The organism is Archangium gephyra, assembly GCF_042230915.1.
Taxonomy (GTDB): domain Bacteria; phylum Myxococcota; class Myxococcia; order Myxococcales; family Myxococcaceae; genus Archangium; species Archangium gephyra_B.
This window is the reverse complement of record NZ_CP102578.1, coordinates 8,162,662-8,189,289: the sequence shown is the minus strand read 5'-3', so window position 1 is coordinate 8,189,289 and position 26,628 is coordinate 8,162,662. Positions and strand designations below refer to the sequence as shown.

Below are 26,628 nucleotides of genomic sequence, written 5' to 3'. Positions count from 1 at the left end.
GGGGGGACCCGCATGCCTTCAGGAGAGGTGAGTCAGATGCGCGTCATGGTGAGCCCGCTGCTGGAGAAGATTCGTCGGCGGGAGGCGAGGGTGGGCGTGGTGGGGATGGGCTACGTCGGTCTGCCGCTGGGGATGGCGTTCGCGGAGGCCGGCTTCCCCGTGATGGGTCTCGATGTGGACTCGCGGAAGGTGGACAACATCGGCAAGGGGGTGAGCTACATCAAGCACATTCCCAGCGCACCGCTGGCGGAGCTGACGAGCAAAGGCAAGCTGAAGGCGACGACGGACTTCGCGAAGGCCCGTGAGATGGATTGCATCATCATCTGCGTGCCCACGCCGCTGACGGCGTCGCGTGAGCCGGACATGAGCTACATCGTCAAGACGGGCGAGGCGCTGGCGCCGCACGTCCGGCCCGGCCAGCTCTTCATCCTGGAGTCCACCACGTACCCGGGGACCACGGACGAGGTCCTCAAGCCGCTGCTGGAGAAGAGTGGCCTCAAGGCCGGCGTGGACTTCCACCTGGCCTTCAGCCCCGAGCGTGAGGACCCGGGCAACAAGAGCTTCAACACCAAGACGATTCCGAAGATCGTCGGTGGCTTCACCCCGGCGTGCCTCGAGGTGGCGCAGGCGCTCTACTCGAGCGCGCTGAAGGAGACGGTGGCGGTGTCCTCCACCCGCGTGGCCGAGCTGGCCAAGCTGCTGGAGAACATCTACCGCTGCGTCAACATCGCCATGGTCAACGAGATGAAGATGCTCTGCGACCGGATGAACATCGACGTGTGGGAGGTCATCAACGCCGCGGCCACGAAGCCCTTCGGCTTCCAGGCCTTCTACCCGGGCCCCGGCCTGGGCGGCCACTGCATCCCCATCGATCCCTTCTACCTGACGTGGAAGGCGCGCGAGTACGAGTTCCACACCAAGTTCATCGAGCTGGCCGGCGAGGTGAACACGCAGATGCCGTACTACGTGGTCACCCGCACCATGGAGGCGCTCAACAAGACGAAGAAGACGCTCAATGGTGCGAAGGTGCTCTGCATCGGCGCGGCGTACAAGAAGGACATCGACGACATGCGCGAGAGCCCGAGCCTGCGCATCATCACGCTGCTCAAGGAGAAGGGCGCGGAGGTCGAGTACCACGACCCGTACGTGCCCCGCCTCGAGGAGGGCCACGGCTTCCACTTCACCATGCAGTCGGTGCCGCTGAACCCGGAGACGATCAGCCAGTACGACGCGGTCGTCATCCTCACGGACCACTCGTGCATCGACTACAACATGGTGGTGAAGCAGTCGCAGTGCGTCGTCGACACGCGCAACGCCTGCAAGAACGTGGGCCCGGGGCGCGACAAGGTCACCAAGGCCTGAGTTGTCAGGCGTGACGGTGGGCCGGCCCGGTTGCCGTCCCACCTGAACGCCGGAGGCCCCGCTGCGGCGCCGTGAGGGGGGGCGCCGGGGCGGGGCCTCCTCCTTTCTTCACGGGCGCCGGGTGCCAGGCGCGCCGGCCTCGGGGATGGCCAGGTCCTCGGAGGAGTAGTACGCGACGACCTGCTGCCGGTACTCGGGCCGCGAGTACACGTCCGGACGGGGCCGCTCGATGGTGTCCACGAGGACGCTGGCGGTCTCCTCGACGGACTGCGCGCCGGGAATCTTGCGCGAGTCCATGCCGCCGCCGAGCGCGTTCACGCCGAACTCGGTGGCCACCACGCCGGGCAGGAAGGTGGTGACGTGGATGCCCGGGTAGCGCTCGCGCAGCTCCTGGCGCAGGTTGGCCGTCAGCGCGTTGAGCGCGTGCTTGGCCGCGTTGTAGGCCGAGCGCACCGGGACGTACGGCACCCGCCCCAGCACGGACGAGACGTTGATGATGTGCCCGCGCCCGCGCGCCTGGAAGTGAGGCAGCACGGCCTGAATGCCGTAGAGGGCGGACTTGACGTTGACGCGCATCATCTCGTCGAAGTCCTCGTCGGTGAGCTGGGAGACGAGCTTGCTGATGCCGCGGCCCGCGTTGTTCACCCAGACATCCACCTGCCCGAAGCGCGCGAGCGCCGCGTCCATCACCCGCTGCACGTCCTCCCGCTTGGAGACGTCCGCGACGACCGGGAGCGCCTCCGGCCCCACGCGTGCCGCCACCTGGCGCAGCTCGGGCTCGCGCCGCGCGGCCAGCACCACCTTCCAGCCCTTCTTTCCCGCCTGCTCCGCCAGGGCGGCCCCGATGCCCGCGCTCGCCCCGGTGATCACCACCACTTTGTCGTCCATGAACGTCTCCTGGGTTTCCTCTGTCCCCGGCGCTGTCTAGCGGACGCCCCCCGTCCAGGCGAGCGCTTCGGGCGGGCCCTTTCACCCACCGTACTGGGTAGGAGGAGCATGCCTGCTGGAGCGGGCTCGGCTAGAGTCGGGGCGTGCGAACCCGAACCTGGCCCGTCCTTCCCCTGCTCGCCGCCTCCGTCCTGCTCACCGCCGCCGCGCCCGCTCCGGACGCGCGCGTGACGCTGCTGGACGCCATGGCGGAGGAGCTCCAGCGCAACCAGAAGCAGCTCAAGCTGCAGAACCACGAGCCTCCGTACTTCATGAGCTACCAGCTCAAGGAGGGCGAGCAGCACGGCGTCGTCGCCCGGTACGGGGCGATCTTCCTCGATGACTCGTACCGTGAGCGCAAGCTGTACGTGGACGTGCGGGTGGGCTCGTACGAGTTCGACAACTCGGGCCCCGAGGAGTACGACTTCTTCGGCGGTGGCAAGGGCTCCAGCTACGTCGCCAACAAGGACGCCCCCATCGACGACTCGCCCCTGGCGCTGCGCACCTCGCTGTGGCTGGTGACGGACGAGAAGTACAAGGCGGCGCTCTCCCAGTTCCTCAAGAAGAAGGCCGATAACGTCTACGCGGTGGAGGATCCGAAGCAGGCGGCGTCCTTCTCCAAGGAGAAGGCGGCGACGTACGTGCAGCCGGCGGTGGCCTTCCCGTTCGACCATGACCGCTGGGTCCGGGTGGCGCGCGAGGTGTCGGCGCGCTTCAAGGCGCACCCGGAGATCTTCGACTCGGAGGTGCGGGTGACGGCGGACAAGCAGAGGCGCCTGTTCGTGTCCAGCGAGGGCAGCCGCATCGTGACGGAAGAGACGATGTACGGGCTGCACGTGACGGCGGTGACGCGGGCGGAGGACGGGCAGCTGCTGGACAACTCGCGCAACTACTACGCGCCCACCGAGGCGGGACTGCCGGACGACAAGAAGCTGGCCGAGGCCACGAGCAAGGTCATCGAGGAGCTGCTGGCGCTGCGCAAGGCGCCGGCGATTGATCCGTACACGGGGCCGGCGATCCTGGCGGCGGAGGCCTCGGGGGTGCTGTTCCACGAGACGATGGGGCACCGGCTGGAGGGAGACCGGCAGGATGGGGAAGGGGAGGGGAAGACGTTCCGCGGCCAGGTGGGCAAGCAGGTGCTGCCGCCGTTCATCAGCATCGTGGATGACCCGACGGTGCGCACGCTGCGTGACGAGCCGCTCAACGGCTTCTACGAGTACGACGAGGAGGGCGTGAAGGGACAGCGGACGGTGCTGGTGGAGAAGGGCGTGCTGAAGAACTACCTGCTGTCGAGGCGGCCGGTGGAGGGCTTCCTGCAGTCCAACGGGCACGGGCGCAGCCAGGGCACGCGCAAGCCGGTGGCGCGCATGGCCAACCTGATCGTCGAGTCCACCAAGCAGGTGGAGGACGCGGAGCTGAAGAAGCAGCTCATCGCCGAGGCGAAGCGGCAGGGCAAGCCGTATGGGCTGATCATCCGGGACATCACGGGCGGCAACACGAACACGTCGAGCTACGGCTACCAGGCGTTCAAGGGCGTGCCGCGGATGGTGTACCGGGTGGACGTGAAGACGGGCCAGGAGTCGCTGGTGCGCGGGGTGGAGATTGTTGGAACGCCGCTGTCGTCGATGAACCGCATCATGGCGACGGGCCGCAAGCAGGGCATCTTCAATGGCTACTGCGGAGCGGAGAGCGGGAACGTGCCGGTGTCCACGGTGGCGCCCCCAGTGCTGCTGCAGGAGATCGAGCTGCAGCGCACGGTGGAGGGCAAGGATCGCCCGCCCATCCTCCTGAGCCCGACGGAGGGCACCACCGCCAGCGGCGAAGTGAAGTAGAACTCCGGGGAGACAGGTTCAAAGCCTGTCTCCCAGGTCGGTCAAGTGGTTGAAACCACTGTGTTATGGGCTGGAGGCGTTTCTCGTCTCCAGCCCGTTTCCATTTCTACCTGGCGTGCACCTACAGGGCGTAGTCCTCTTATCAGGCCTCGTGCCTGAATCAGGAGCCCTCTGCTTCGGGAGGGCTCCACCGCGCGGGAGGCTCCAGTGCGTCACGTGTCGACTGTGCCACGGAGGAGGCTCCGGCGCCGGATGCTCTCATCCAGGGAACGCGTGAGCTGCGGGAGGAACGGGCCTAGCGGGTCAAGGAGCTCACGACGACTGTATGACCTCTCACCTGGAGGAGCCTGGAATGTTCACTGTTCGCATACGTTACGTCGGAGTCGATGGTGAGGAGAACATTTGTGACGAACAGGTAGAGCAACCACTCTTTCAGCGGATCCAACTCTGCATCGCTCATGATTTAAACCCGCAGGCCAATGAACTGACGATTCGCTTTCGGCCCTCTCACCGGGTCCCCGATCTGGTGCGGTATACGTACGTCAGGGAGCGGTTGACGCCGGAAGGAGTGGTTCCAACTGGAACCCTGTGTCCCCTCAACGGGGCATCACACCCAGGTCTGGGGATCCCGTTGGGGCGTCCCCCGGTTGCAACGGATCTTAATCCCGTGGTGTTCCTACTGGAATCGCCGCACGACGAGGAGATTTCGCGCGAGTTGATTCCCGTCGGTCCGGCCGCCGGAAGTACCGGCAGGCAGATTCATGATAATCGAGTGCCTTTGGCGAATCTGATCGGGGCCGCCTTGGGTGATCGGTATCCGGCGCAGAGCGAATTCGCTGTTATCATCTGCAATCCGGTGCCGTATCCCACATCATGTCGTTTGAAACCGCTCAAGAATGAAGCCCAAGAGTGGCGTGATTTTGTTTACAATGAGTTTATGGGTTTGGCTTCTATTTGTAAAGACTTTCGCTGTCGATTGAGACAGTATAACCCATCAGTCATTATTAATGCATGTACAGGCCGAGAGTTGAAGCCCAGGGACGACGCGCAGGGGCGTCGATTCTTACCGCCCAATCGGCTGGTGGATCGAGAAATCAATCGCTATCTGGCAGGCCAGGATCCCGGGCGTCAATTTGATTATCGATACCTGATTAAGTCGAGAAAAGACCGGACAGGGTTGACCTGTTTCCCGGCATCCGATGTGTATGTCATGGAAATAGCCCACCCAACTGGCTGGCGTGGCCGGTATCCGTTCAGGCTCTCACCGAAGACATCCCGCGCCACAGTATGGCGCAGCCGCCAGATCCAATCGTGGCGTGCGCTCCTTCGCCGGCTTCACCCTCGCCGCTGTCTCTCGCGGTCGGCTCGCCTCTTTCGGCTTCGGCTCTGCCCCACTCAAAGGAGTAGAAATGGACGTAGTGGCGCGCCCGGAGCGAAGACGCCGTGAACACCGGGAATGGAAGGCACACGTGGCCTAAGCGAGCGGAGCGCTCCTTCCATGGCCCAAACACTCCTTTGTCGTAGATGCCTCCGGCCTCCGGAGCCAGGTGCCGTGCACGATGGATCTGCTTCAACGACGGTGGCGCTTGCTGCATCATGGTGAGTATGGACAACGCCTCCACCCCAGTCTCCCGTGGTCGCATCCTGGTGGTGGGCGACCAGCACATGATGCGCACGGTCACCGCGCTCAAACTGCGCGCTGAGGGCTACGCCGTCATCGAAGCCGCCTCCGGGGAGGAGGCATTGGCCATGCTCGCCAGGAGCGGCGTGGAGCTGCTGCTGACGGACTTGATGAAGCCCAAGGACGGGCTCACCCTTCTTCGGCGCGCGCTGGAGGTGGCCCCGCATGTCCTGGTCATCACCTTGCTCGCCTCCGGTTCTTCCATCGAGAGCGCGGTGGAGAGCATGCGCCTGGGCGCATTCGACTTCATTCAGAAGCCCCTCGTGGAAGGAGAGCTGAGCCACAGGGTGGAGCGAGCGATGCGGAGCCGGCTGATCTCGTAGGTGAGGATCTGAAGGAGTCTTGCGCCATCCGGGTGATGATGCCCTGGAGAAGGTGTCAAAGAACTCGTGGCTCGAGCAATGGCGAAAGTCGAGTCTGACACCCTCCTGGCTGAGGCGCAGTTCGACGCGATGACCTGGGAGATCGGCCGCCTTGCGACGGTCAGTCCTCCAGGGGATCCTCGAGGGGCTCCGGCATCACCCAGAGGGCCGTGGGGTCGCGGTAGCCTGTCTCGAACGAGTCGAGGATCGGCGGCCAGCGATCCCAGAACACCGCCCAGTTGTACTCCGTGGGCGGTGAGGTGAGGGGATTCCCATCCCGGTCCGGATGGGCATACGCGTAATCCGCCAACGTCCACTCCAGCGTGCCGAAGTGCACTACGAGCATCGGCGTCAGCGTCCGCATCAACGCGGAGCGTGACACCTCGCCCGCGTGTGGCAAGGCCGGCGTGAAGACCGCCTGCACCGTGTCGTGCTGCTCGCGCCACGCCAGGTAGTTGTTGGCCATGGCGATGAACGCCTCGCGCTCCTGGAGCGGAGGGGTGAGGCGGGCCTGCTCGTAGAGCGCGAAGGCCGCCACCATCAGGCTCTGGCTGTCCATTCCCGGGAAGATCGCGTCGAAGGCGTGGGGCCTCGGTGTGTCGAGCGCATGGGCGAGCGCGTAGTCGTAGGCGAGCCGGGCTTCCGCGGGACTTGCTCCCGGCAGGGAGAACTCCGTGAGCACGTGCTCTGGAGTCACCTCGCCGGCGGACTGGCGCCACGTCAGGTAATCGGTCGCCGCGCCGCCGATGTCCGTGAAGATGGCCACGTTGCCCTCGTGCAGCGTGCGCTCCATGGTGAGCACCACGGCCTCCGCCTTGTCGAGAGGGTCCAACGCCGGTGCGCTCCAGTAGAGCGAGGCCATGCGTGCCGAGGTGAGGGTGAGGGTGCGGGGGTCCGCGAGCGCCTCGCCGTTCATCGCCGTGGTGAGCGCACCGAGCGAGGCGGCCGCATCCGTAGGCAGCCCGTAGAGTTCGAGATTCAAGGAGAGCTGCACCACGGACAGGTGCAGGGTCCCCGTGATGCCCACCCGGCCGAGCGCCTCCAGGACGGAGAGCGAGGGCCGTCCCCGGGCCGCGTCGAGGATGTGCCGGGCCATGGCGGCGCTGAGCATTCCCTTGCCCGCCTCCTGCGACGCGTGGGGCGCGAAGAGGAACCAACTGGGGCGGACGCTGCTCGTGCCTCCGGGCTGGAAGTCTGGGTCGAGCAGCGCCTGGAACGTTGGGGCGATCTGGATGTAGAACCCGGTGATGCGGCGGTTGTCCTCCAGCGGGGTGGCGCCCTCGAGGGCGCGTGCTGGCGCGGCGGACAACACGGTGCTCAGCAGGAGCGCGGCGAGCACATACCGTGGAGCGCGCGAGGAACCTTCGGTCATGGGTGAGGCTCCCAGTGAGGGCTTCGGGAAGATCCGAAGGTACCATCGCAAGGAGCTCCAGACACACCTCCCTCCACGGCGGGAGTTCTGACCTTCGCGCTCGCCGTCAGTGACGGGCGGGGGTCCTCCGTACCCGATCAGGTGTCCATCACCGTGCTTCCGACCGGCTCGGGCGAAAACCAGCCGCCTGTCGCGGAGGCGGGCCCGGATCAAAGCGTCCCAGAGAGACTTCTCGAGAGAGATGGCGTTGGACGCCGCGGGTCATCGGCCTCAGTCGCGGATGCCGGCGATGCCGTCGTTGACGAGCACCTCGGTGCGCCCGACGCTGTAGCTCTCGCGCAGGTCCTGGTTGTCGATCGCCTGCGAGAACTGGTCGTGGAACGGCAGCGACTCCGACGCCGTGGGGATGTCGTGGTCGAGCAGGCCGACCACCCAGTTGCGGACCGCGTCCACTCCCGCGTCCGTGACCTGGCTCGCCCCCGGGAACTTCATGCTGGGGATGAACTCCTTGGCCTGGAAGACGAAGTCCACCATGCCCTCGATGGCCTCGTTCTTCTTCTCGAGGAGCTCCACGGCATTGCGGAAGCCGTTCTCGATGGTGCCGATGATGCCGCCGAAGCGCGCCGCGTCCTCGCGCTGATCCGGCGTCGCGACGCCGCCATTCTCCTCCTCGGGGACCGCGGCGAGCTGACGATCCAGCCGGCCCAGCCACTGGCCCGTCCACTTGTTGAAGTCGTCCTTGCCCTCGTAGTCCACGCCCTGGAACATGGTCCGGGCCCAGAACTCGTTGAGCGTCCGCTCGGCCCCCGGGGTCAGGTGGCCCGTCTGCGCATCCGAGAACGCCGGGTTCTTCAGGAGGGCATCCCCGTGCCGCTTGAAGAAGTCCGTGGCGCCCTGGAGCGAGGCCGCGTTCTCGCCCAGCTGGGGAACCGCGGCGTTGAAGAGCTCGACGACGCCCTGGGAGACGGTGCCCCCGGTGTGGGGGATGCGCGCGGCCGAGGAGAGCAGGGCGCCCAGCGCCATCTGGGTGTTCTCGTCCCCGTTGCCGTTGACCATGGACACGATGTCCCGCATCTGGTCGCCATGGGTGTCCAGGTACTGCCCGAGGTCCTGGGGCCGCATTCCGGCGAGCGCGTACGCGGCGCTCTGGGCGCGGCGCGGGTCGATGCCGTCGTCCCCCTGGCCGGTGGGGGCCATGACGCCGTCCACGAACGTCTGGATGAGCTGCGGGTCGCGGGTGAGGCCGATGATCTCCCCGTAGTTGGTGCCATCCCCGGTGTACGCGGCGCTCTCGGAGATCTGCTCCGGCGAGATGTAGCCGGCGTCGACGGCGCCCTTGAGCGCGGAGGCGATGTTCTGCTTGGCGTCATCCGACATGTGCTTGCTGAGCATCATCCCCATGGCCTCGTTCGCCTGGTAGATGTAGCCCATCATCGCGGCCTGCTGCGCCGGGTCCGGGTGCTCCGCGAGCCACGTGTTGAGCTGCTCCGGATCTCCGCTGCCGAGGATCTCCCCCGCCGCCTGCTCGTCCGCGGGCGAGAGCTGCGGCGGGCCCCCGGCCCCGGTGATGGCGTTGGCGCTCACGCCGTTGGCGCCCAGGCTGCTGCCCTGGGCGAAGCCCCCGGCCGCGGCGGGCTGGCCCGAGAGCCGCGACTCTCCCGTCAGTGACACCAGCTGCGGGTTGTTCGCGCGGACGAAGCGGTCGTCCTTGAAGAGCCTCACGGTCTCCTGCTTCGGAGCCGGGATGTTCTGCTGCTCCCGCGGCTTCTCGGACGGCGTGTTGCTGATGGATGAAGTGCCAGCGGGCTTGTTTCCGATGCGGACCGTCATGGGGGCTCCAGGGGCCGTGCGTAAAGAGCTGCCTTTCTGGATTATCCGCGAAGCACCCCGCCAGTTGCGGACCCGGCCCGTGACGAGTTCGTCACGCCGAGGTAGGTGTGGGTGGTCAAGGTCTGCCCGCTCAGATTGACGACGGAGAGAAGTCGGCCTGGGCCACCGGCTTCACGTTGCTGAAGTCGAAGCGCTCCAGCGGCCCGTTCTTGTCATCGATCTCCATGATGACTGGCAGGGCCAGCACGGGATCCATGCAGATGCGTGCCCGCGTCGCGTACAGGTGCTGGCCTCCGGCGGGCGCGGTGAAGGTGATGCAGTAGCGCCCCGCGGCGTCGAAGCCCTCGTTCTTCCGCGTGTAGCCGCCGAGCGCCTCGCCCTTCTTGAAGCTGTCCTCCAGCACGCCGATGACGGACGTGAAGGCGAAGTCCGTGATGGCGTGGTTCGTGTCGCTCCGGGTGAGATTGCTGTTGATGTCGATCCACATCGCGCCCGCGAGTCCGAGCACTCCCGCCTCGCGCACCCGGAGCTCGTTCTTCTTCACGGTGGAGTCGTAGACCACCCGCCGTCCCTTGGCGGGCCCGTCGAGGATCTCCAGCTTCACCGCGCGAGGCGTCTGCCGGACCGTCAGGTGGATCGTCTGCGGCTTCATCAGCTTGCCGGAGACGCGCTCGTACTTCACCACGCGCGACTCGTAGGTGCCCATCTGCGCGGCGGCGGCCTTCCCGGCGTCCAGGAGCACCTCGACCGGCGTCGTGGAGAACAGCTCCTCCAACCGCTCGTGCGAGAGCGCCTTGATCTCGGCGCGCCGTTGCTCCAGCGGGAGCCGAGCGAAGCCTGGAACAGGGGACGGCGCGGGCGCCGGCGTGTTCATCAGCAGGCCCGGCATCAAGACGGCGAGAAGGACTGGGTTCATGGCCGCCGAGGATATCCGTCCACACCGGGTCTCCGCCAAAGCCGCTCCGTCTTCATCTTGAATTCCATCTATTGCTTGAATTCATGTATATTCCCGTCCAGGAGAGGAGCCTCATGAAGACGAGCATTCGGCAGGCGATGTACGCGGTGGGCAGGTTGTCGGTCTTGTTGGTCGCGGCGCCGGCGCTCGCGCAGGTGGATCCGCAGCGCAACCTTGAGCGCATCGTCGCGGAGCGGTCCGCGTTCCCTTCCGGTACGCGGGTGCTGAGCGTGCGGATGGAGGACGAGCGGGCGGTGGTGGAGCTCAGCTCCGAGGCCGTCGCGCAGGGGCTCGGGGACGACCAGGCGGACGAGATGGCGCGTGAAGTGCTCGCGGGCCTGGACTCCTTCACCGCGATTCGCGAGGTGGAGATCCTCGTCGACGGCCAGCCGCTCTGGAGGTACCTGCCGGCCTCGTCGGTGCCCCCCGCCGCCGAGGCGCGCAGCTTCGCCGCCGCCCGGACGCCCGTGGACGCGCTCTCGCTGGAGCTCCAGGGCAAGAAGATCGCCCTGCACCCGAGCCACGGGAGCTACTGGAACAACACCACCCGGCGCTGGGTGCGTGCGCAGCGCACGCTCACCGGGCCGAACGCCAAGACGGGGATTCCCGCCGGCTGGACGGGCAGCACCTATACTCCGAGCGACGAGTACTTCTGGAACCGGGGCTTCCAGTGGGGCTCCATCTACGAGGACGACATCACCATCCACGTGATGCGCTTCATGAAGGAGTACCTGGAGTCCTCCGGCGCGCAGGTGTTCCTCTCGCGCGAGCTGTCCGACGACGCGGGGCCCTATGACAACAACCGCTTCGGTTATCCGAACGCGGGCTTCCCCCTGCCCAAGAAGCAGGTCGCCTCGAAGTACTACCTCGAGGAGAACGGTGTGCCGCGCTGGGTCTGGGATGAGCCGGGCCTGAGCGCTCAGAGCGACAAGGACATCCGGGCCCGTCCGTACTACGCGAACTATGTCGGGGCGGACCTCTCCCTCAGCCTCCACACCAACGCCTTCGGAGACGGTGGGGCCCGGGGCACGGAGACCTTCTGGTACACGGCGAAGTACCCGCACCTGGAGGCGAGCTCGAAGCGCTTCGCCGCCGCGCTGAACGATGGCGCGGTGAAGTCCATCCGCGAGTACTTCGACGACAGCTATGGCCGCCAGGCCTATGTGAATCCCTACCCGGCGCTCGGCGTCCCCGAGTGGCCCTACTACGCGCCCTATCCGGCTCCCTTCGACTACGGCGGCTATAGCCGGTGGAACGACCGCGGGGTGAAGACCTCCAACCTGGGTGAGCTGCGCGAGGCGCAGATGCCGGCGGCGCTCATCGAGCTGGCCTTCCACGACAGCTGGAAGTGGTACCCGGACAACCTCTTCCTCCAGGATCCCATCTTCCAGGCGACGTCGGCCTGGGGCATGTACGAGGGCGTCTGCCGCTACTTCGGCATCACCCCCAAGCCGCGCCTCGCCTCGAGGCTCGTGGCGGGCAAGGTGCCGGCGCTGGTCGGGCCGAACCAGGTACTCAACGCGCCGGTGACGTTCCAGAACGAGGGCATGACGTGGAACTGGGGCCGCCGCCAGCTGAACGGCGTGTACGCGCCCTACACCGTGTGGCAGCTGCGCGTCCTGGAGGGACGGGCGGACTTCTCCGCGCCCGAGCGCATCTCCATCGGCGAGACGGACATCCTGCACCCGGGAGACACCAAGACGTTCGACGTTCCGCTCGTGGCACCCGCGGTGAGCGGCCTGTACCCCCTCCGCATGACGATGACGAAGGCGGATGCGCGCGGTGGGGACTTCGGAGAGGAGTTCGCCGCGCTGGTGCGGGTGGATGCGGACGCTCCGGCGATCTCGATCGTGTCGCCCCGGCCGGAGGCCTACGCCTACGGCGCGCAGCGCATCGAGTTCAGCGCCGAGGACGAATGGAGCGGCGTCGCGGAGCTGACGGCCACGCTCGATGGTGCGCCGGTCATCTCCGGTGAGGAGGTCGCCGGCCTGCTGCCCGGGGATCACACCCTGGTCATCTCCGCGAAGGACGGACTGGGCAACCCCACCACCGTCACGCGCACCTTCACGGTGGTGAGCTCCCCCGGCATGGTGACGGGCGGTGGCTGGGCGAAGCTCGCGCGGAAGAAGGCCACCTTCGGCGTGGAGGTGCAGATGGCGCCGGGGACGCTCCAGCCGGTGGGCCAGCTCACGTTCCAGGACCATGACCTCGGGCTGACGCTGCACTGCGCGCAGCTGTGGGCCTTCGGCCTGTCGGAGGGAACCGCCTCGGTCGCTGGCACGTGCACCGTGAACCGCGAGCCCGGACACGGGTTCCGGCTCGAGCTGACGGATGGCAGCAGCGGGAAGGGCGCGTCTCTCCGGCTCGTGCTCGACACCGGCTACCGCTTCGATGGGCCGCTGGAGGGCGGCAACGTCACCCTGTTGCCGCTGTGAGGAGGGGCAGGGGAGACAGGTTCAAGTCCAGTTTTCGTGCGGGCCCGGAGGCGGACACTCCGCTGGGATCTGTGCGGGGGCGGCCTCAGCCGGAAACGGCGAAGGGCCGTCCCTACCGCGACCGGGCCTCTAAGCAGACGACAACCCGTCCAAGTGAAATTCCATGGAAAAGCGGCAATGTTCTTTTTCTGAGACGACAGGCGGGGCGGGGCCTCTTTTGAAGTGGGAGCAGAAGGTATCCCACCGGCGGTATCCCCCTTCACTCTCCGAAAGAACGACTGAAGGCCCCAGGTTTCCGCAGGAGTCATTCATGGACATCCGAGAGACATCCATCGAGAGCGCCCCCAGACGCAGGCTGACAGCGCTCGGGGTGGGACTGGCTTGGCTCGCCGCGGGGGCAGCCGTGGGCACGGCGGCGCCGGCGGAGGCCGCCACCACGCTCACCGTCTACGCGGGCGGGAGCAACGACCAGGGCAGCGTGTCCCCGCTCGTCATGGGCACCAACCACCGCTACACGTTCAACGGCTACGAGACCTGGGACCCGGCCACCGGGCAGATCCGCCCCGACATCGTGACGCAGTCCCGGCAGATGGGCCTCACGCTGCTCCGCTGGCCGGGAGCCACACACGCCAACACCCTCTGGTGGTCGGACACCCTCGGCGACGACCGCCGTTGCCAGCGCGACGGCCGGATCACCGACCTGGGCAACCCGGACAACCCCGCCGACGACGTGCTGGCGGCCCGTGACGCCGCTTACGGCCTCGACGAGCACATGCGCTTCGTCGAGCAGATCGGGGCACAGGCGCAGATCATGGTCCCAATGGCGATCGGCAACCCGGTCGACGCCGCCAACCTTGTCGAGTACCTGAACACCCCGGCCGGCGACGGCATCAACCCCAACGGTGGCACCGACTGGGCCGAGCTGCGTGCGGCCAACGGACACCCGGCGCCCTACAAGGTCACCCGCTTCGAGCTCGGCAACGAGCACTACCACGCAGGCCAGCGGTACTGGATGCCGCAGAACGACCCGAACGCCAGCCCGCCGGCACGCCCGGCCATCGCGGCGTACATCAACGGCGCCGATCGGCGTATCACGGGCGAGCCGTTGGGGAAGCTGACCCGGCGCGACGCCGCTGGCAGGCCGGTGTGCACTGGCTCCACCGCCGGGGTGGCCAGTGACGGCACGGCCGGGCAGGTCTTCGACCTCAACTACCCCTCGGCGGTGGTGGACACGTTCACCCTGCGGGTCGGCGGGGTGACCTGGAGGCGGGTCGACACTCTGGCCACGGCCGGTCCCGCCGACCGGGTCTACGAGCTCAGCCCGCACGTCGGCGAGGTGCGCTTCGGCGACGGCGTACACGGCGCCGTGCCCGCCAGCGGTGCCTCGGTGGTGGCCGACTACACCTCCACTCACCGCGGTTTCGTCGACTTCTACCGCCGGATGAAGGAGGTCGACCCGTCGATCGACGTGTGCGCCTCCTGGGGCCAGACCACCTTCCCCCCACTGTTCAAGGAACTGGCCCCCGCGGGCAGCACGTACGACTGCCTCACGATGCACCCGTACACCGACTTCCAAGGCGAGAACAAGACCGACTGGGACAGCGCGCAGGAGGCACACGACTGGCACATGCTCAGCGCAATGGAGGAGCGGGACAATCTGGCCGACCTCCGCGCCGCTGTCGACGCGAACACCCCCACCCCGCACCCGTACGTGGCGATCTCGGAGTACGGGGCGCTGTGGGGCCCGGAGCAGAACAATCCGTTCCCCGAGTACAGCTACTCGATGACACACGCCCTCTACATGGCCAACCAGTGGATGCACTGGCAGACGATGGGCGTCCCCTGGGCCGCGGGCAACGCGCTCGCCTCCGACGGGTGGTACACGCTGCTCGGCCCGGCGGACAAGGGGTTCGTCTATTCCGCCGAGGCCATCGCCCGGGAAGCCGTCAAGCCGATGTTCGGGGCCCGAGGGCAACAGGTGCTGACCGAGATCAGCGGCGGCCCGGTGCGGGATCCCGCCAACACGGTGATGTGCGACGGAGGAGCCCCCTCGAGCTGCCAGGACACCTACCCCGTGCTCAGGGCGATGGCGACCCGGGCACCGGACGGCAAGGTCTACCTGATGGTGGTCAACCGCTCCCCGGTGCCGAATGACGCGATCACCGTCGACGTGACCGTCAAGGGCTTCACGGGCACCGGTTCCGCCACCGTCCGCCAGGTGGCCCCCACCGCCTTCACCAGCCACAACGACGTCAACACGCCGAACGCCGTCGCCTTGTCGACGTGGAACCGCGCGGTGGGCACGAACACCTTCACCGCGACCTTCCCACCGTTCTCGATCACGGTGTTCATCCTGCCGCCCGCGTGACGCGCGATGCCCGCGTTCACGTACCAGGCCGACTGACGGACGGTGTCCTCGCGGTGGTGCGCGTGCACGGGCGCACCGCGACCACAGAGGTTCGGCATGGTACCGCGCACGGGTGGCGAAGAACCTCCTGCGCGGCTTCTTCCACGAAACGCTCTCCACGCCGGTGCCCCGGCTCGCGACCAAGCGTGAGCTTCCTTTGAACTGTCGGGTTGTACGAAACTGCGACGCCCTGGTCGTGGCGGTCGCGAGTCATATTTGGAGGATTGATGAAACAATTGATCGTGTCGTTTTTCGCGCTGACGGCCGTCGCCTGCGGGAGCTCGGAGCCTGAAAACGACTCTTATGGAACAAACGCTCAGGCGGTCGTCTCGCTCTGGTGGCCAACCGAAATCAACTCGCCAGACTCGCGGCCCCTCGCAAAATTCGGAGACACGCACGCGCACACGTCGCGTTCGGGGGACTCTGACACGCCGCCGGCCACGCTCGTATCAACCGCAATCAGCAAGGGCGCCGACTTTCTGTGGATAACGGACCACGGGAAGAGGAGCGACGGGAGCGGGAATTTCACCGTGTCAGATTTCAACAACTGCCTCGACACCAACCAGACCTCTGGCGCCTGGGGTTTCTCGGCGTGCGGCATGGAAGTGCGGATCGGCGGCGACAAGTTCCATCACATCGTGCTCGATTGGAACTCCGGAGAGCCGCAGCAGTTCGGCACGGTGGGGTACGACTCGTGGGACGCCGCCAGGGCGGACTACTCGACGGCCGCGTCGCACATGACCGGCGTGATTACCCATCCGGGGCACACGCCCGGTATCGGCTGGATCACCGCCGAGGATGGCGGCTGGGAGACGGGAATTCCCACGTCCTCCAGCGCGTACGAATACATCCGGTTGATCGAAATCAACGGCGCGACCGGTGGATACAGTGAAGGTCGCGATACATACTTTCGCATCCTCAATCGCGGCTGGAAGGTTTCGCCCGTGTGGGCCACCGACATGCACAACCTCTGGGGCGGTGAAGAGAAGCCGCAGAGCGCCGGCATTTGGACGCATCCGGACGACTGGGTTTCGGGGAGCTATCGAAGCGCCTTCCGGAGCGCGGCGAAGGCTCGCGCGACGTTCGCGAACTTTCCTGGCGCGAACCGATACTCCATCCGGATGATCACGCTGACGTCGACGGGAGCACAAGAGGCGCTGATGGGCTCGACTTTGGCACGCCGCACGACCGTGAAGCTGCGCATCAAGGCGACGACCACCGGCGGAAACAAGCCCTGGACGTTCAGACTCTTCAAGAGCGACGACGTAACCCAGACGTCGACTCCCGTTTGGCTCACGGGGGAGCCGGCGGACTGCACTTCTGTCAGCAACGGGAACGAACAGGAATGGGAACCCACCGTCACCTTGCCCGCCGACGCGAGCTGGATCGTGGTGGAAGCGACGCGCGCCTCGTCAGATCGACTGCTGAGCGCGCCTATCTGGTTCAAGTAACCCCTGGCCGGTGCCTGCGGGCCAGATCAAGCCGGGCAGCATCGAGGCCTTCGGCATGCCCCCGTCAAGGGGGCTCTCCTCGGCCCCTCTGCACCAGCCAGCCCCCCCCTCAACAGGGCCCCCATCCGTCCTAAAGGGCCACACCCAGACGAAGCGGACACGGTACATGTCCGTGCATCCCACGCTGGCGGCCTCGCTGGCGGAGTGGAAGCTCAGGGGATGGCCCGAGATGATGGGCCGCTCACCAACGCCCGAAAAGTATAGGCCGGATGGGAGTCCTGTTGCGGACTAGGGCGGGGGTAGGTGGCGGGCTAGTGGAGTGTCCACGAAGTTTTTGGACATAGTCAGGGGGAGTGCCGCGCCACCCACTCGCGCATCATGGGGCGAGTCCACGACCAGGTGAACGGGTGGGCGTAGAGCCGGTTGTATTCGGGCCAGCTCGCTTCGAGGTGGGTGATGAACTCGGAGCGACTGGCCCAATCTCCCCGCTGCAGGTAGCGAGCTCCGAAGGCGCGCAGCAGGAGTTCGGCCTGATTGAGCCAGGAGGCATGCGCCGGGGTGAAGAGCACCCGGACATGGGGGTAGTTGTGCCGCAGGAAATGAAGAGTCTCCCTGGAGACGTGGCTGGAGCCGTTGTCCCAGATGAGGTGGATGCGCAGTGCATCCGCGTACGCCTCGAGCAGCTCGGGGAGGACGGCTCGCAGGCAGGCTGAGTCATTGCGTTCCAAGCACCAGCCGCGCATCTGGCCGGTGTGCACCTCCAGCTTCACCAGGAAGTTCACGGTGCCGTGCCGCACGTACTCGAACTCCCGCTTCTCGATGAGGCCCGGTCGCACCCGATACGTGGGGCAGCGACGCTCCAGCACCTGGATGTTGGGCTTCTCGTCCAGGCACAGCACCACTTCGCCCTGCTCCGCCAGGGCCTGCGCGCGTTCGTAGCACCAGATGATTTGGGCCGCCTTGCGCTGAAAGGCGTCGTCAGGAGTCGGCGTCTTCCAGTAACGAGAGCGGTGCGGTTGCAGATCAGCATCCCGCAGGATGAGGGCCACCTCCGAGTGAGAGATGGTGGGGGCGATGCCGCGCAATTGAGCGGCACGTGCCAGGCTACGCGTGGACCAGTGGGTCATGTGCAGCCCGACGCCGGCCGGCTCGCAGCAGGCCAGGCGCACCACTCCCACTCGCTGCAGGGGGGGAAAGCTCCCGTGGACGACCAGTGCGGGGAGCATCCATCACCACGTCCACTCCGAGCGACTCGAAGCGACGGCAAAGCGCCCAGATGGTTCTTCTATCCAGCTCGAGCCGGTCGGCCAGTTCCGACACGATGGTGGCTGGGTCGGCCATGGCCAGCAAGACGCGCGCGCGCCGGGCAATGCGCTGCTCGGTACGCCCATCTCGCAGCAGCTGCTTGAGGAAGGAGACCTCTTCAGGCGCGAGGTGGATGAGCTGAGGAGGGCGTCTTCTCATCCACCAGAGCTATCCATGCCCCAGCGACTATGTCCAAAAACTTCGTGGACACTCCACTAGTCCTGTGGCCCGGGCCGATTTGCAGACCTCACTCTCATTAATCTCCATCAATGCTCAATGATGGTGACACTTCGAATGGAAACAGCGCCATCGTAAAAGCTCCAGTCGGACCCTTCCCCTCGAACGATGATGACAAGCCCCCACGAGTCAAAGTAATCCGGAATGAGCACGCTGCTGAGCAAAGTAATATCCTGGTAGTCTCCTGGTGCATGCCAAAGCAGATCAGAGACTTCGAAATTCTCTCCGGACTGCCAATAACTCCTCACTCCTGTGGCTTTGCCACAGGTTGGATAAGACGATGGCGGAGTTCCTGGGCCACTGCGAACATGAACGTCGATGTTCGCGGCGAATGCCTTGGAGTCCTTGGCGTTAATTTTTACCGTATATCGGTGATTTTTTTTGAATGGGTATTTGATTCCAAGCGCGACGCCGTAATCGTATGAACCGGGCGTGGCGTACTCCATGTGCAGTACTCCACCCTGAGTGCTGACTCCGCCGATTACTGACTTGTGCTCAAATCCCCCAATCGCCACGCCATCACGAAAGCCGTCGCAGGAAATGGGTGACGCCCCGGTTGATGCGTAATCAATGACGGTTGTTGTCGATCCGAATGCCAGGGTGCTGCACGAAACACAGAGCAAAACGAACAAAACATAACATTGTTTCAGCATGACGGCCTTTGTTGGGCGGCGAGGAAAGGTCATAATGCCTCAAATGCCTCGGCTGGGACACCTGCGAATCCTACTTACGTAAGAGTTCGTTTCAAAAATGAACCCACTGGGTCAAGGTGACCTAGCAGGCTGCTGAAAAAAGATCGTGGCCTTCGGTGCACCCCCAACATGCAGGGGTCAGCTCGAATGCCTTGTCCAACTGGTAGAGGGTCGTCTGGGTGTCGAAGGACTTTTCAGCACCCTGCTAGTGGAGTGTCCACGAAGTTTTTGGACATAGTCGCTGGGGCATGGATAGCTCTGGTGGATGAGAAGACGCCCTCCTCAGCTCATCCACCTCGCGCCTGAAGAGGTCTCCTTCCTCAAGCAGCTGCTGCGAGATGGGCGTACCGAGCAGCGCATTGCCCGGCGCGCGCGCGTCTTGCTGGCCATGGCCGACCCAGCCACCATCGTGTCGGAACTGGCCGACCGGCTCGAGCTGGATAGAAGAACCATCTGGGCGCTTTGCCGTCGCTTCGAGTCGCTCGGAGTGGACGTGGTGATGGATGCTCCCCGCACTGGTCGTCCACGGGAGCTTTCCCCCCCTGCAGCGAGTGGGAGTGGTGCGCCTGGCCTGCTGCGAGCCGGCCGGCGTCGGGCTGCACATGACCCACTGGTCCACGCGTAGCCTGGCACGTGCCGCTCAATTGCGCGGCATCGCCCCCACCATCTCTCACTCGGAGGTGGCCCTCATCCTGCGGGATGCTGATCTGCAACCGCACCGCTCTCGTTACTGGAAGACGCCGACTCCTGACGACGCCTTTCAGCGCAAGGCGGCCCAAATCATCTGGTGCTACGAACGCGCGCAGGCCCTGGCGGAGCAGGGCGAAGTGGTGCTGTGCCTGGACGAGAAGCCCAACATCCAGGTGCTGGAGCGTCGCTGCCCCACGTATCGGGTGCGACCGGGCCTCATCGAGAAGCGGGAGTTCGAGTACGTGCGGCACGGCACCGTGAACTTCCTGGTGAAGCTGGAGGTGCACACCGGCCAGATGCGCGGCTGGTGCTTGGAACGCAATGACTCAGCCTGCCTGCGAGCCGTCCTCCCCGAGCTGCTCGAGGCGTACGCGGATGCACTGCGCATCCACCTCATCTGGGACAACGGCTCCAGCCACGTCTCCAGGGAGACTCTTCATTTCCTGCGGCACAACTACCCCCATGTCCGGGTGCTCTTCACCCCGGCGCATGCCTCCTGGCTCAATCAGGCCGAACTCCTGCTGCGCGCCTTCGGAGCTCGCTACCTGCAGCGGGGAGATTGGGCCAGTCGCTCCGAGTTCATCACCCACCTCGAAGCGAGCTGGCCCGAATACAACCGGCTCTACGCCCACCCGTTCACCTGGTCGTGGACTCGCCCCATGATGCGCGAGTGGGTGGCGCGGCACTCCCCCTGACTATGTCCAAAAACTTCGTGGACACTCCACTAGTGGAGTGTCCACGAATGTCTTGGACATAATCGGGCAAAGTGCCCTTCCACATGCTCCGTGACTATGTCTACGTACTTCGTGGACAGTTCACTAGTGGACTGTCCACGAAGTCCTTGGACATAGTCCGGACAGGAGCCCGTACTGCGCCACACGGCGGGAAGTGTTGGCCTGTCCGGAAGCCGGTGCTCCGACGACACGCCAATGGATGCGCTCGGCGCTTGAGCCGAAAACTCCCGATGGGAACACCTTCCCTCCGCGAGATGCTCCGACTGGTCCGACAATTGGACCAGTTGCTCGTGTTCGCTCCCGGAAGCAGCCCAGCTCTTCGCTCCGCGACTATGTCCAAAAACTTCGTGGACACTCCACTAGGAGGGACCCCCCCAAGGAGGCCTGCACGTCGCGCTCCAGGCGCACCACTGCCTTGCGTGGGCGAGCGGTTGCCGCGAGCTGCTCGAGAGGGTGAGATCCTGAGCCATCCCCTCATTTTAGCAGGCGAGCAAGGGAGGGCTGTGTAGGCTGATTGGTGCGAGAAGTAGGACGGGCGTGATTACTTCTGCGGTCATGCGTAAACGGCGCCTCAATGACCAGCAGGTCCATGCGTTCTTGGAGTCGCTCTTCGACGAGGACCTGCACGCCAAGCGTGTTCTCTCCTTGTCCTATGCCGTCCTGGGCGTCATTCACTCGGCCAGCCTGGGAGTGCATCTCATTGGCAAGGCACTGGCCTGGGCCCGGGGCACACACAGCAAGCATGGCGTGAAACAAGTGGACCGGCTCTTGTCCAACCAGGGCATCAACGTCTGGGAGTTGTTCGCCCGCTGGGTGCCGTATGTGCTGGGACAGAGAAGCGAGGCCGTCGTCGCCTTGGACTGGACGGACTTCGACGCGGATGACCAGACGACGCTGGTGGCCTCGCTTGTAGCGAGCCATGGACGCACAACGCCGCTGGTGTGGCTCACCGTGGAGAAATCCGCCTTGGAGGGGATGCGCAACGACACGGAGGACTTCGTGCTCAACCGACTGCGGGAAGTGGTGCCCGAGTCCGTGCGGCTCACGGTGCTGGCCGACCGGGGCTTTGGGGACCAGAAGTTCTACGCCCTGCTCGAGCAGTTGAAGTTCGACTACGTGGTGCGCTTCCGCCAGTGCATTCAGGTGACGGATGAGAAGGGCGAGAAGCGGAGCGCGGGAGAATGGGTGCCCGACTCGGGACGCGCGCTGCGTTTGACGGGAGCGAGCGTCACCCAGGACACCACCCCAGTGCCCGCGGTGGTGTGCGTGAAGAAGAAGGGAATGAAGGAGCCCTGGTGTTTGGCGACGAGTCTGAAAGAGGCCACGGCGGCCTTCGTGGTGGGGCTCTATGCCAAGAGGTTTCGGACGGAAGAGACGTTCCGGGACATGAAGGACCTGCGCTTTGGGATGGGCCTGTCCTGGGTGAAAGTGCGGTCCACGGAAAGACGCGACCGGTTGCTGCTGGTGAGTGCGCTCGCCTGTAGTCTGCTGACCCTGCTGGGAGCGGCAGGAGAAAGCCTGGGGATGGAACGCTACCTCAAAGCCAATACCGTGAAGACGCGGACCTATTCACTCTTTCGGCAAGGATGTGAGTATTACCAGGCCATCCCCATGATGCCCGAAGACAGGCTGCTCCCCTTGATGGCTCGATTTGCCGAGTTGCTGGGAGAACAAGCCGTCTTTCGGGAAGTCTTCGGTCCAATATGAGGGGATGCCTCAGGGTGAGATCCTCAGCCGAGAGTTACTCCCAGAGCGCCTGCTGCGCTGGCCCCAGCGCCGAGGCCAGGCGCGGCGGCTGCTCGGGCAGCTGAAGGTGACGGAGAATGCGCCGGATGACGGCGCCCTGCGTCAGGTATGCCAGCACCCGTCGCTGGCCTCCGCTCCTTGGGCACGAGCGTTGCAATTCACGCCGCACTTCCATTCACTGGTACCGGACGGCGAGGGAGGGGGAGGAGTGCGAGCGATACTGGAGCACCTGGGCTTGCCCACGGCAGGTGTGAGCCTAGCCCCGGCGCAAGAGTCAACCCAGGCCGCGTGGTGTTGAGGCTTACGCCACCACAGAGCCAAAACAGGCCCAGGTCCCTACCGCGCCCCCATGGGAGGTCGGCCTGGGCAGGCGTGTACCTCAAGGGGCTGCGCGGCCTCTGCACCGACCGGGCTCACTGCTCGGGCGGCCCCTGCCTGCCAGCGGCCCGCCTCGGCTCCTCCACTCCAGCCCTCACCCTTAACACGGCCTCTCTTCCGCCTATGCGCCACACCCAGCTTCGCGACTTCTACTATCCCTACCTGTTCCAGGAGCGGCCGTTCCAAAACACCGACTTGGATTGGCTGCCCCGCTACGAACCCAGGCCGTCGAGCCCCTCCCTGCCGGGCTACCCGATGCTCGGGCTACTGGTGCTGGCTGCGCTCGTCATTGGCGCCGCCGTCCAAGGGCAAGGGCCCTGTTGTCGTCCGCGGCCCGGGAATGATGAGCCAGAGTCTGGCCTGTCATGGGGGGACACCGACGATCATCGCGATGATGCGCCGGGCGACGGGTTGAAGGAGCCGAACCTCCGCGAAGGCCCTGGCAAGCACCTCAAGGGGAATGGGGTCCTCAAGAAGAGACTCTTCCAGTTCGTCCAACCGCCAGAAGCGTCGGCGTCGGCGCCTCTTCTCCAGGACTTGTTTGATCCGGGGACGGAGGAGCCTCAGCCATGCATCAGCGACGGCTCTGGGATCTGGATAGACCTCTTGCGACCGGGCTTCGCACGAAGGAAAGAGCCGTCCCTTGAGCTCCTCCAGTTCCTCGCGACGCCGGGCATCCAACCGGGAAAGCCATTTCTCTATGACACGCTCGAACAGACGGAGTGCCCGTTGTCGCCGGAGCGGGAGCAGTTGATGTTCGCAGTCCCTCAAGCGCTCGGTGAAACGCAGGATGAGCTCTTCTGACGCATGGCTCATGTCGAGATCCCGGGTGCGGCAATCAAGCCTCAGCCTGAGCCCGTGACCGATGTGTCCCAGGTCGGTCATGGGCGGCGACTCGAGACCTTCGAACAAGACCCAACGAGGAGCTTCCCGTTCGTACCCGCCCACGACCAGGAACGCCCAGGGCGCCTCGCTCTGGACGGCGCTCACGCATGCCACCACCTCGGCCTCACTCGTGCGGATTCCCTCATAGAGTTTCGGCTCCACCAGCCGGTCCGGGCCTGCGATGAGGCTTCGGACGGCCCAGAAGGCGTCGTTCTGTTCGAGTGTGTCCTTGTGAGGAATGGCCTGGGAAATCAGCGCCTTGACGTCGAGCGGCTGTGTGTCTTCGATGTCCGGCTCTGCCTCGTCAGGCAGGCGCAAGTTGGAGCCGATGAGATCGGTCACCAAGCCATGACGCTCGCGCAGCCGGTCTCGTTGCTGGGGAGCGAACGCCTCAGGATCCTTGGGCCAGTAGATCTGGATGGTCGGGTGACGGCTGTCCATCCGGTCCACGCGGCCCGCGCGCTGTTCGGCCGTGCGAATGACGGTGGGCGTATCGAGGTGGACGACGCACGAGGCGGACTGGAGGTTGAGTCCCTCACTGAAGGCGTCGGAGCAAAGCGCTATCAGCCGTTGTTGGTCTGCCTTGGGTCCGAGTGTCTCCCGGGCGCGGCGCTTCGCGGCCGTTCCTCCAGCCCCCGTCAACAGGACCGCGTTCTGATCGCGCGACTGCAACTGATGAAGGAAGAGCTTGAGGGTGATGACATGTGAGTCGAACGCGAGGATCTGCTGATGTTTGTCGGCGAAGGCCGTGAGGGCGTCGAGTTTGGCACGCTCCCGGTCGTCGCTCATGCGGAGAACGAGTTGACCGATCAGCTCGTACCGGCTCGCTTCTTCTTCACAGGCGAGTCGGTGCTGCTGGGCGTCCCACAACCAACGTGGCTCCACCCGTTGACGCTCCAGGGTCTTCAAGCGCCATTCAGGCACCTCTCCCCCGAGGGCGCGGGTGCGTCCGACCATGTCTCCCGTGGTGTCCTTCCCCCGGGAACCCTTCTGGGGAAGACCGAGCGTCGCCTGGCTGAACGCGGCCGCTGTTCCATGCATATGCTCGTAGAGGGCAACGCGAGACGAGCGCAGGCACTTCATGACGTGATGACGCGCCAGCGCCCGGGCGCTGGACAGGACGCGCTCAAGATAGGCCGCTTCCGAACCCTCGAAACCCACGGGCCTCTCCAGCTTGGAACCCAAGCGGGAGATTCCCGTCAGTTGCCCGGCCAAACGGGCGATCTGCCGGGCGAGTTGGATGTCTTTCTTTCCGCACTTGCAGTCATAATGACGCGCCTCGTGCAGGGGATAGCGCGCGGCACGGTCCTCCTCAAGGAGGTATTTCTTGGGCGCCTCCTCCGCGATGCGATTGAGCTCGGAGCGGGTACGGCGGACGGTGAAGCGTCTGATCTCCTCACGGAGCTTCTTCAAGAGCTGCGCGTTCTGTTCGGAGGTGGCGGAGGGAGGCCGCCGGAGCTGGGTCAGCAGGCTGAGCGAGGACTCCGGCAGGTTATCGGCCCCAAGGAGCTCGACGAGGGCGAGCAGATCCGAGGCGCCCTTGTTGATGGGCGTGGCGGTGAAGAGGATGACATTGTCCGCGTAGTGCGAGACGAGCCGCCGGGTGCGATCGGACCAGTTGAGGAAGTTGTGGGCCTCGTCCACGGCGAGGATCTCGATGTCCGAGAGGGTGTCCAGCAGCTTGGCGTGCCAGCTCGCGTTGGAGTTGCTCAGGGGTCCATGGGAGTGGACCTTCAGAGGGAGGGCCGTTTCCTGGAAGTTCACCTCCCACTGCTCGACGACCTGGGGGGGAACGACGATGACCGTGGAGGGCCGCTGTTGACCCATGCGATGCTGACGGTCGAAGGCGCTTCGGACGAGCCAGGCGCCCATTCGGGTCTTGCCCGAGCCCGCGGCATCCGCGACCAAGACGCTCCCGACGTTCTCGAGAATCCAAAGGGCTTGTGCGATGCCTTGAAGCTGATGGGGCCAGAGGGGCCGGGCCAGGGCTCCGATGAGTTCCGGGGGCACGTATTTCCGGGCCCATTCACCCTCAAGGAGGGCCGCGCATCCCCTCGCGAGTGCCTCTTGCCACATCACCTGCTTGAGGAGCGCTTCGAGCAGGGACAGCAGGTCTTCCTTGTAGTCCTGGCCGTAGGCCCAGAGCCCCTCTGAGAGGTCCCGGGCTTCCCGGTACCGGGTGGACGCTCCCTGGCGCGAGAAGCGGGCATTGGCCTCGGATTGTTTCTTCAAACCGTTGAGGGTGAAGTTGCTGGAGCCGAGGATCGCCGAGTGTTCGCCGATGTAGATCTTCGCGTGGATAGGGCGATTCCTGGGAGCGAGGCGGACCTCAACCTGTTCGTGCTTGATGAGTTCGCTCACCTGGATGAGCGTGCCCGAGAGGGTGACGGAGACGCCGCGTGACAGCCAGTAATCCCGCACCTCGTCCGCCATGCTCTGGCCCTGGCTCTTGAAGTTGGACTTCCGGGTGTCGAAGGGCTCCCACCCGAAGAGAAGTTTGACGTGTGTGGGTTGGGAGAGGCGTTTGACGAGGAACTCGATGATCTGGTCGAGTGAGGCATAGCCGACCACCATGAGCACGGAGGTGGCGGAACTCAGGTCCTGCTCCAGGATCTCCCGGACGGACTCACCCGCCTCGTTGTGGGGAAAGTGGTGAGGGGAGGGCCACTGGCGGACTTCTACGGGGCTCTCGACCATGACCTTGGCTTGCAGCCATGTGAGCCACTGGCGCAGCGTCGAGGCCCGGCGTAAGCGGGTACTGGTCGCGGCCTCCAAACGGTCGCACAGGAAGTCTTGAGCGGAGGCGGGATCGAGTCCGTCGATATTGGAGACTCCTGCCCAGGCAAGCCATTCTTGACCGACAAGACTCCGCGCGAAGGCCTCCTTGAGGGCGTGGCGGGGATTTTTCCGGGGGTTGTCTATCAGGGCCTGTCCCAGGGGGGACACGGCACCCGAGGCATCGATCAACCCCAAGATTCGACATGCGTCGCGGTAATAAGACCGGTCTCGCTTGTCGCGAAGCCCGGGCGCGTCTTCCCATGACCCATTGCGCACACTGGAGCGGAACCTGCTGAGGAGCTTGTCCAGAGAGTTGGCCTGGGGAATATCGAGGCTTGAGAGCCAGGGACGCTTGACTCGGGTCATGGACTCCGGGAGGTCATGGGCATGTGCCAGGGTCTAGCCCATATGGGATCCGGCGCGTAAGAGTTGAAGTATAAGTATAGGCCGGATGGGAGTCCTGTTGCGGAAGAGGGCGGGGGTAGGTGGTGGGCCCAGGAGGGACTTGCGACAGGCCCTGGACGGTGAAGGAGGCCCCCCAAGGAGGCCTGCACGTCGCGCTCCAGGCG

19 protein-coding genes are annotated in these 26,628 nt (G+C 65.3%); 10 read left to right on the top strand and 9 right to left on the bottom strand.

Annotated features, from left to right (window positions below):
• Positions 1 to 36 precede the first annotated feature (36 nt).
• Positions 37 to 1,362, top strand: coding sequence for a nucleotide sugar dehydrogenase (locus tag NR798_RS31960; protein ID WP_375766310.1), 1,326 nt, complete (start codon positions 37 to 39; stop codon positions 1,360 to 1,362).
• 108 nt (positions 1,363 to 1,470) lie between these two features.
• Here the strand turns inward: NR798_RS31960 and NR798_RS31955 are convergent, their stop codons facing one another.
• Entirely contained in the window at positions 1,471 to 2,250 is a 780-nt protein-coding gene (locus NR798_RS31955) for an SDR family oxidoreductase (protein ID WP_375766309.1), read from the bottom strand.
• Positions 2,251 to 2,393: 143 nt separating this feature from the next.
• On the opposite strand from NR798_RS31955, the gene NR798_RS31950 reads away from it, so the two are divergent.
• The 3 genes from NR798_RS31950 to NR798_RS31940 all read left to right on the top strand — a co-directional run bounded on the left by NR798_RS31950 (position 2,394) and on the right by NR798_RS31940 (position 6,125).
• Positions 2,394 to 4,121 (top strand): TldD/PmbA family protein, encoded by a 1,728-nt coding sequence (locus tag NR798_RS31950; protein ID WP_375766308.1) that lies wholly within the window; start codon positions 2,394 to 2,396, stop codon positions 4,119 to 4,121.
• 352 nt (positions 4,122 to 4,473) lie between these two features.
• On the top strand, positions 4,474 to 5,568 hold the full coding sequence (locus NR798_RS31945) for a hypothetical protein (RefSeq protein ID WP_375766307.1): 1,095 nt from the start codon (positions 4,474 to 4,476) through the stop codon (positions 5,566 to 5,568).
• Between the two features lie 77 nt (positions 5,569 to 5,645).
• Positions 5,646 to 6,125: a response regulator gene (locus tag NR798_RS31940; RefSeq protein ID WP_375766306.1), complete on the top strand. Its 480-nt coding sequence runs from the start codon at positions 5,646 to 5,648 to the stop codon at positions 6,123 to 6,125.
• A gap of 160 nt (positions 6,126 to 6,285) precedes the next feature.
• On the opposite strand, the gene NR798_RS31935 is transcribed toward NR798_RS31940, so the two are convergent.
• From NR798_RS31935 to NR798_RS31925, 3 genes are all read right to left on the bottom strand, one after another.
• Entirely contained in the window at positions 6,286 to 7,536 is a 1,251-nt protein-coding gene (locus NR798_RS31935) for a hypothetical protein (RefSeq protein ID WP_375766305.1), read from the bottom strand.
• A gap of 270 nt (positions 7,537 to 7,806) precedes the next feature.
• Positions 7,807 to 9,366 (bottom strand): hypothetical protein, encoded by a 1,560-nt coding sequence (locus NR798_RS31930; protein ID WP_375766304.1) that lies wholly within the window; start codon positions 9,364 to 9,366, stop codon positions 7,807 to 7,809.
• A gap of 130 nt (positions 9,367 to 9,496) precedes the next feature.
• The gene (locus tag NR798_RS31925) at positions 9,497 to 10,282 is read right to left on the bottom strand and encodes a DUF1571 domain-containing protein (RefSeq protein WP_375766303.1); all 786 of its coding nucleotides are present in this window, start codon (positions 10,280 to 10,282) and stop codon (positions 9,497 to 9,499) included.
• An 83-nt stretch (positions 10,283 to 10,365) separates the two neighbouring features.
• On the opposite strand from NR798_RS31925, the gene NR798_RS31920 reads away from it, so the two are divergent.
• The 3 genes from NR798_RS31920 to NR798_RS31910 all read left to right on the top strand — a co-directional run bounded on the left by NR798_RS31920 (position 10,366) and on the right by NR798_RS31910 (position 16,614).
• On the top strand, positions 10,366 to 12,756 hold the full coding sequence (locus tag NR798_RS31920; protein WP_375773850.1) for an N-acetylmuramoyl-L-alanine amidase: 2,391 nt from the start codon (positions 10,366 to 10,368) through the stop codon (positions 12,754 to 12,756).
• A 310-nt stretch (positions 12,757 to 13,066) separates the two neighbouring features.
• Positions 13,067 to 15,124: a hypothetical protein gene (locus NR798_RS31915; protein WP_375766302.1), complete on the top strand. Its 2,058-nt coding sequence runs from the start codon at positions 13,067 to 13,069 to the stop codon at positions 15,122 to 15,124.
• Between the two features lie 266 nt (positions 15,125 to 15,390).
• Positions 15,391 to 16,614 (top strand): PHP domain-containing protein, encoded by a 1,224-nt coding sequence (locus NR798_RS31910; RefSeq protein ID WP_375766301.1) that lies wholly within the window; start codon positions 15,391 to 15,393, stop codon positions 16,612 to 16,614.
• 344 nt (positions 16,615 to 16,958) lie between these two features.
• On the opposite strand, the gene NR798_RS31905 is transcribed toward NR798_RS31910, so the two are convergent.
• The 3 genes from NR798_RS31905 to NR798_RS31895 all read right to left on the bottom strand — a co-directional run bounded on the left by NR798_RS31905 (position 16,959) and on the right by NR798_RS31895 (position 18,842).
• Positions 16,959 to 17,741 (bottom strand): IS630 family transposase, encoded by a 783-nt coding sequence (locus NR798_RS31905; RefSeq protein WP_375766298.1) that lies wholly within the window; start codon positions 17,739 to 17,741, stop codon positions 16,959 to 16,961.
• Positions 17,719 to 17,955 carry a helix-turn-helix domain-containing protein gene (locus NR798_RS31900; protein WP_375773802.1) on the bottom strand — a complete coding sequence of 79 codons (237 nt, stop codon included), beginning with the start codon at positions 17,953 to 17,955 and terminating at the stop codon, positions 17,719 to 17,721. The genes NR798_RS31905 and NR798_RS31900 overlap by 23 nt, the downstream gene beginning before the upstream one ends.
• A 230-nt stretch (positions 17,956 to 18,185) precedes the next feature.
• Positions 18,186 to 18,842, bottom strand: a complete 657-nt coding sequence (locus tag NR798_RS31895) for a hypothetical protein (protein WP_375766300.1) — start codon at positions 18,840 to 18,842, stop codon at positions 18,186 to 18,188.
• 271 nt (positions 18,843 to 19,113) lie between these two features.
• On the opposite strand from NR798_RS31895, the gene NR798_RS31890 reads away from it, so the two are divergent.
• From NR798_RS31890 to NR798_RS31880, 3 genes are all read left to right on the top strand, one after another.
• Complete coding sequence (locus NR798_RS31890) at positions 19,114 to 19,473, top strand: helix-turn-helix domain-containing protein (RefSeq protein WP_375766299.1); 360 nt, start codon at positions 19,114 to 19,116, stop codon at positions 19,471 to 19,473.
• Entirely contained in the window at positions 19,451 to 20,233 is a 783-nt protein-coding gene (locus tag NR798_RS31885; protein WP_375766298.1) for an IS630 family transposase, read from the top strand. The genes NR798_RS31890 and NR798_RS31885 overlap by 23 nt, the downstream gene beginning before the upstream one ends.
• A gap of 594 nt (positions 20,234 to 20,827) precedes the next feature.
• Positions 20,828 to 21,979, top strand: coding sequence for an IS4 family transposase (locus tag NR798_RS31880; RefSeq protein WP_375773849.1), 1,152 nt, complete (start codon positions 20,828 to 20,830; stop codon positions 21,977 to 21,979).
• 34 nt (positions 21,980 to 22,013) lie between these two features.
• Here NR798_RS31880 and NR798_RS31875 read toward each other — a convergent pair whose 3' ends face one another.
• Positions 22,014 to 22,136, bottom strand: coding sequence for a hypothetical protein (locus NR798_RS31875; protein WP_375766296.1), 123 nt, complete (start codon positions 22,134 to 22,136; stop codon positions 22,014 to 22,016).
• Positions 22,137 to 22,759: 623 nt separating this feature from the next.
• A complete protein-coding gene (locus tag NR798_RS31870; RefSeq protein ID WP_375766297.1) occupies positions 22,760 to 26,425 on the bottom strand; it encodes an SNF2-related protein in 3,666 nt (1,221 codons plus the stop codon).
• Between the last annotated feature and the right edge of the window lie 203 nt (positions 26,426 to 26,628).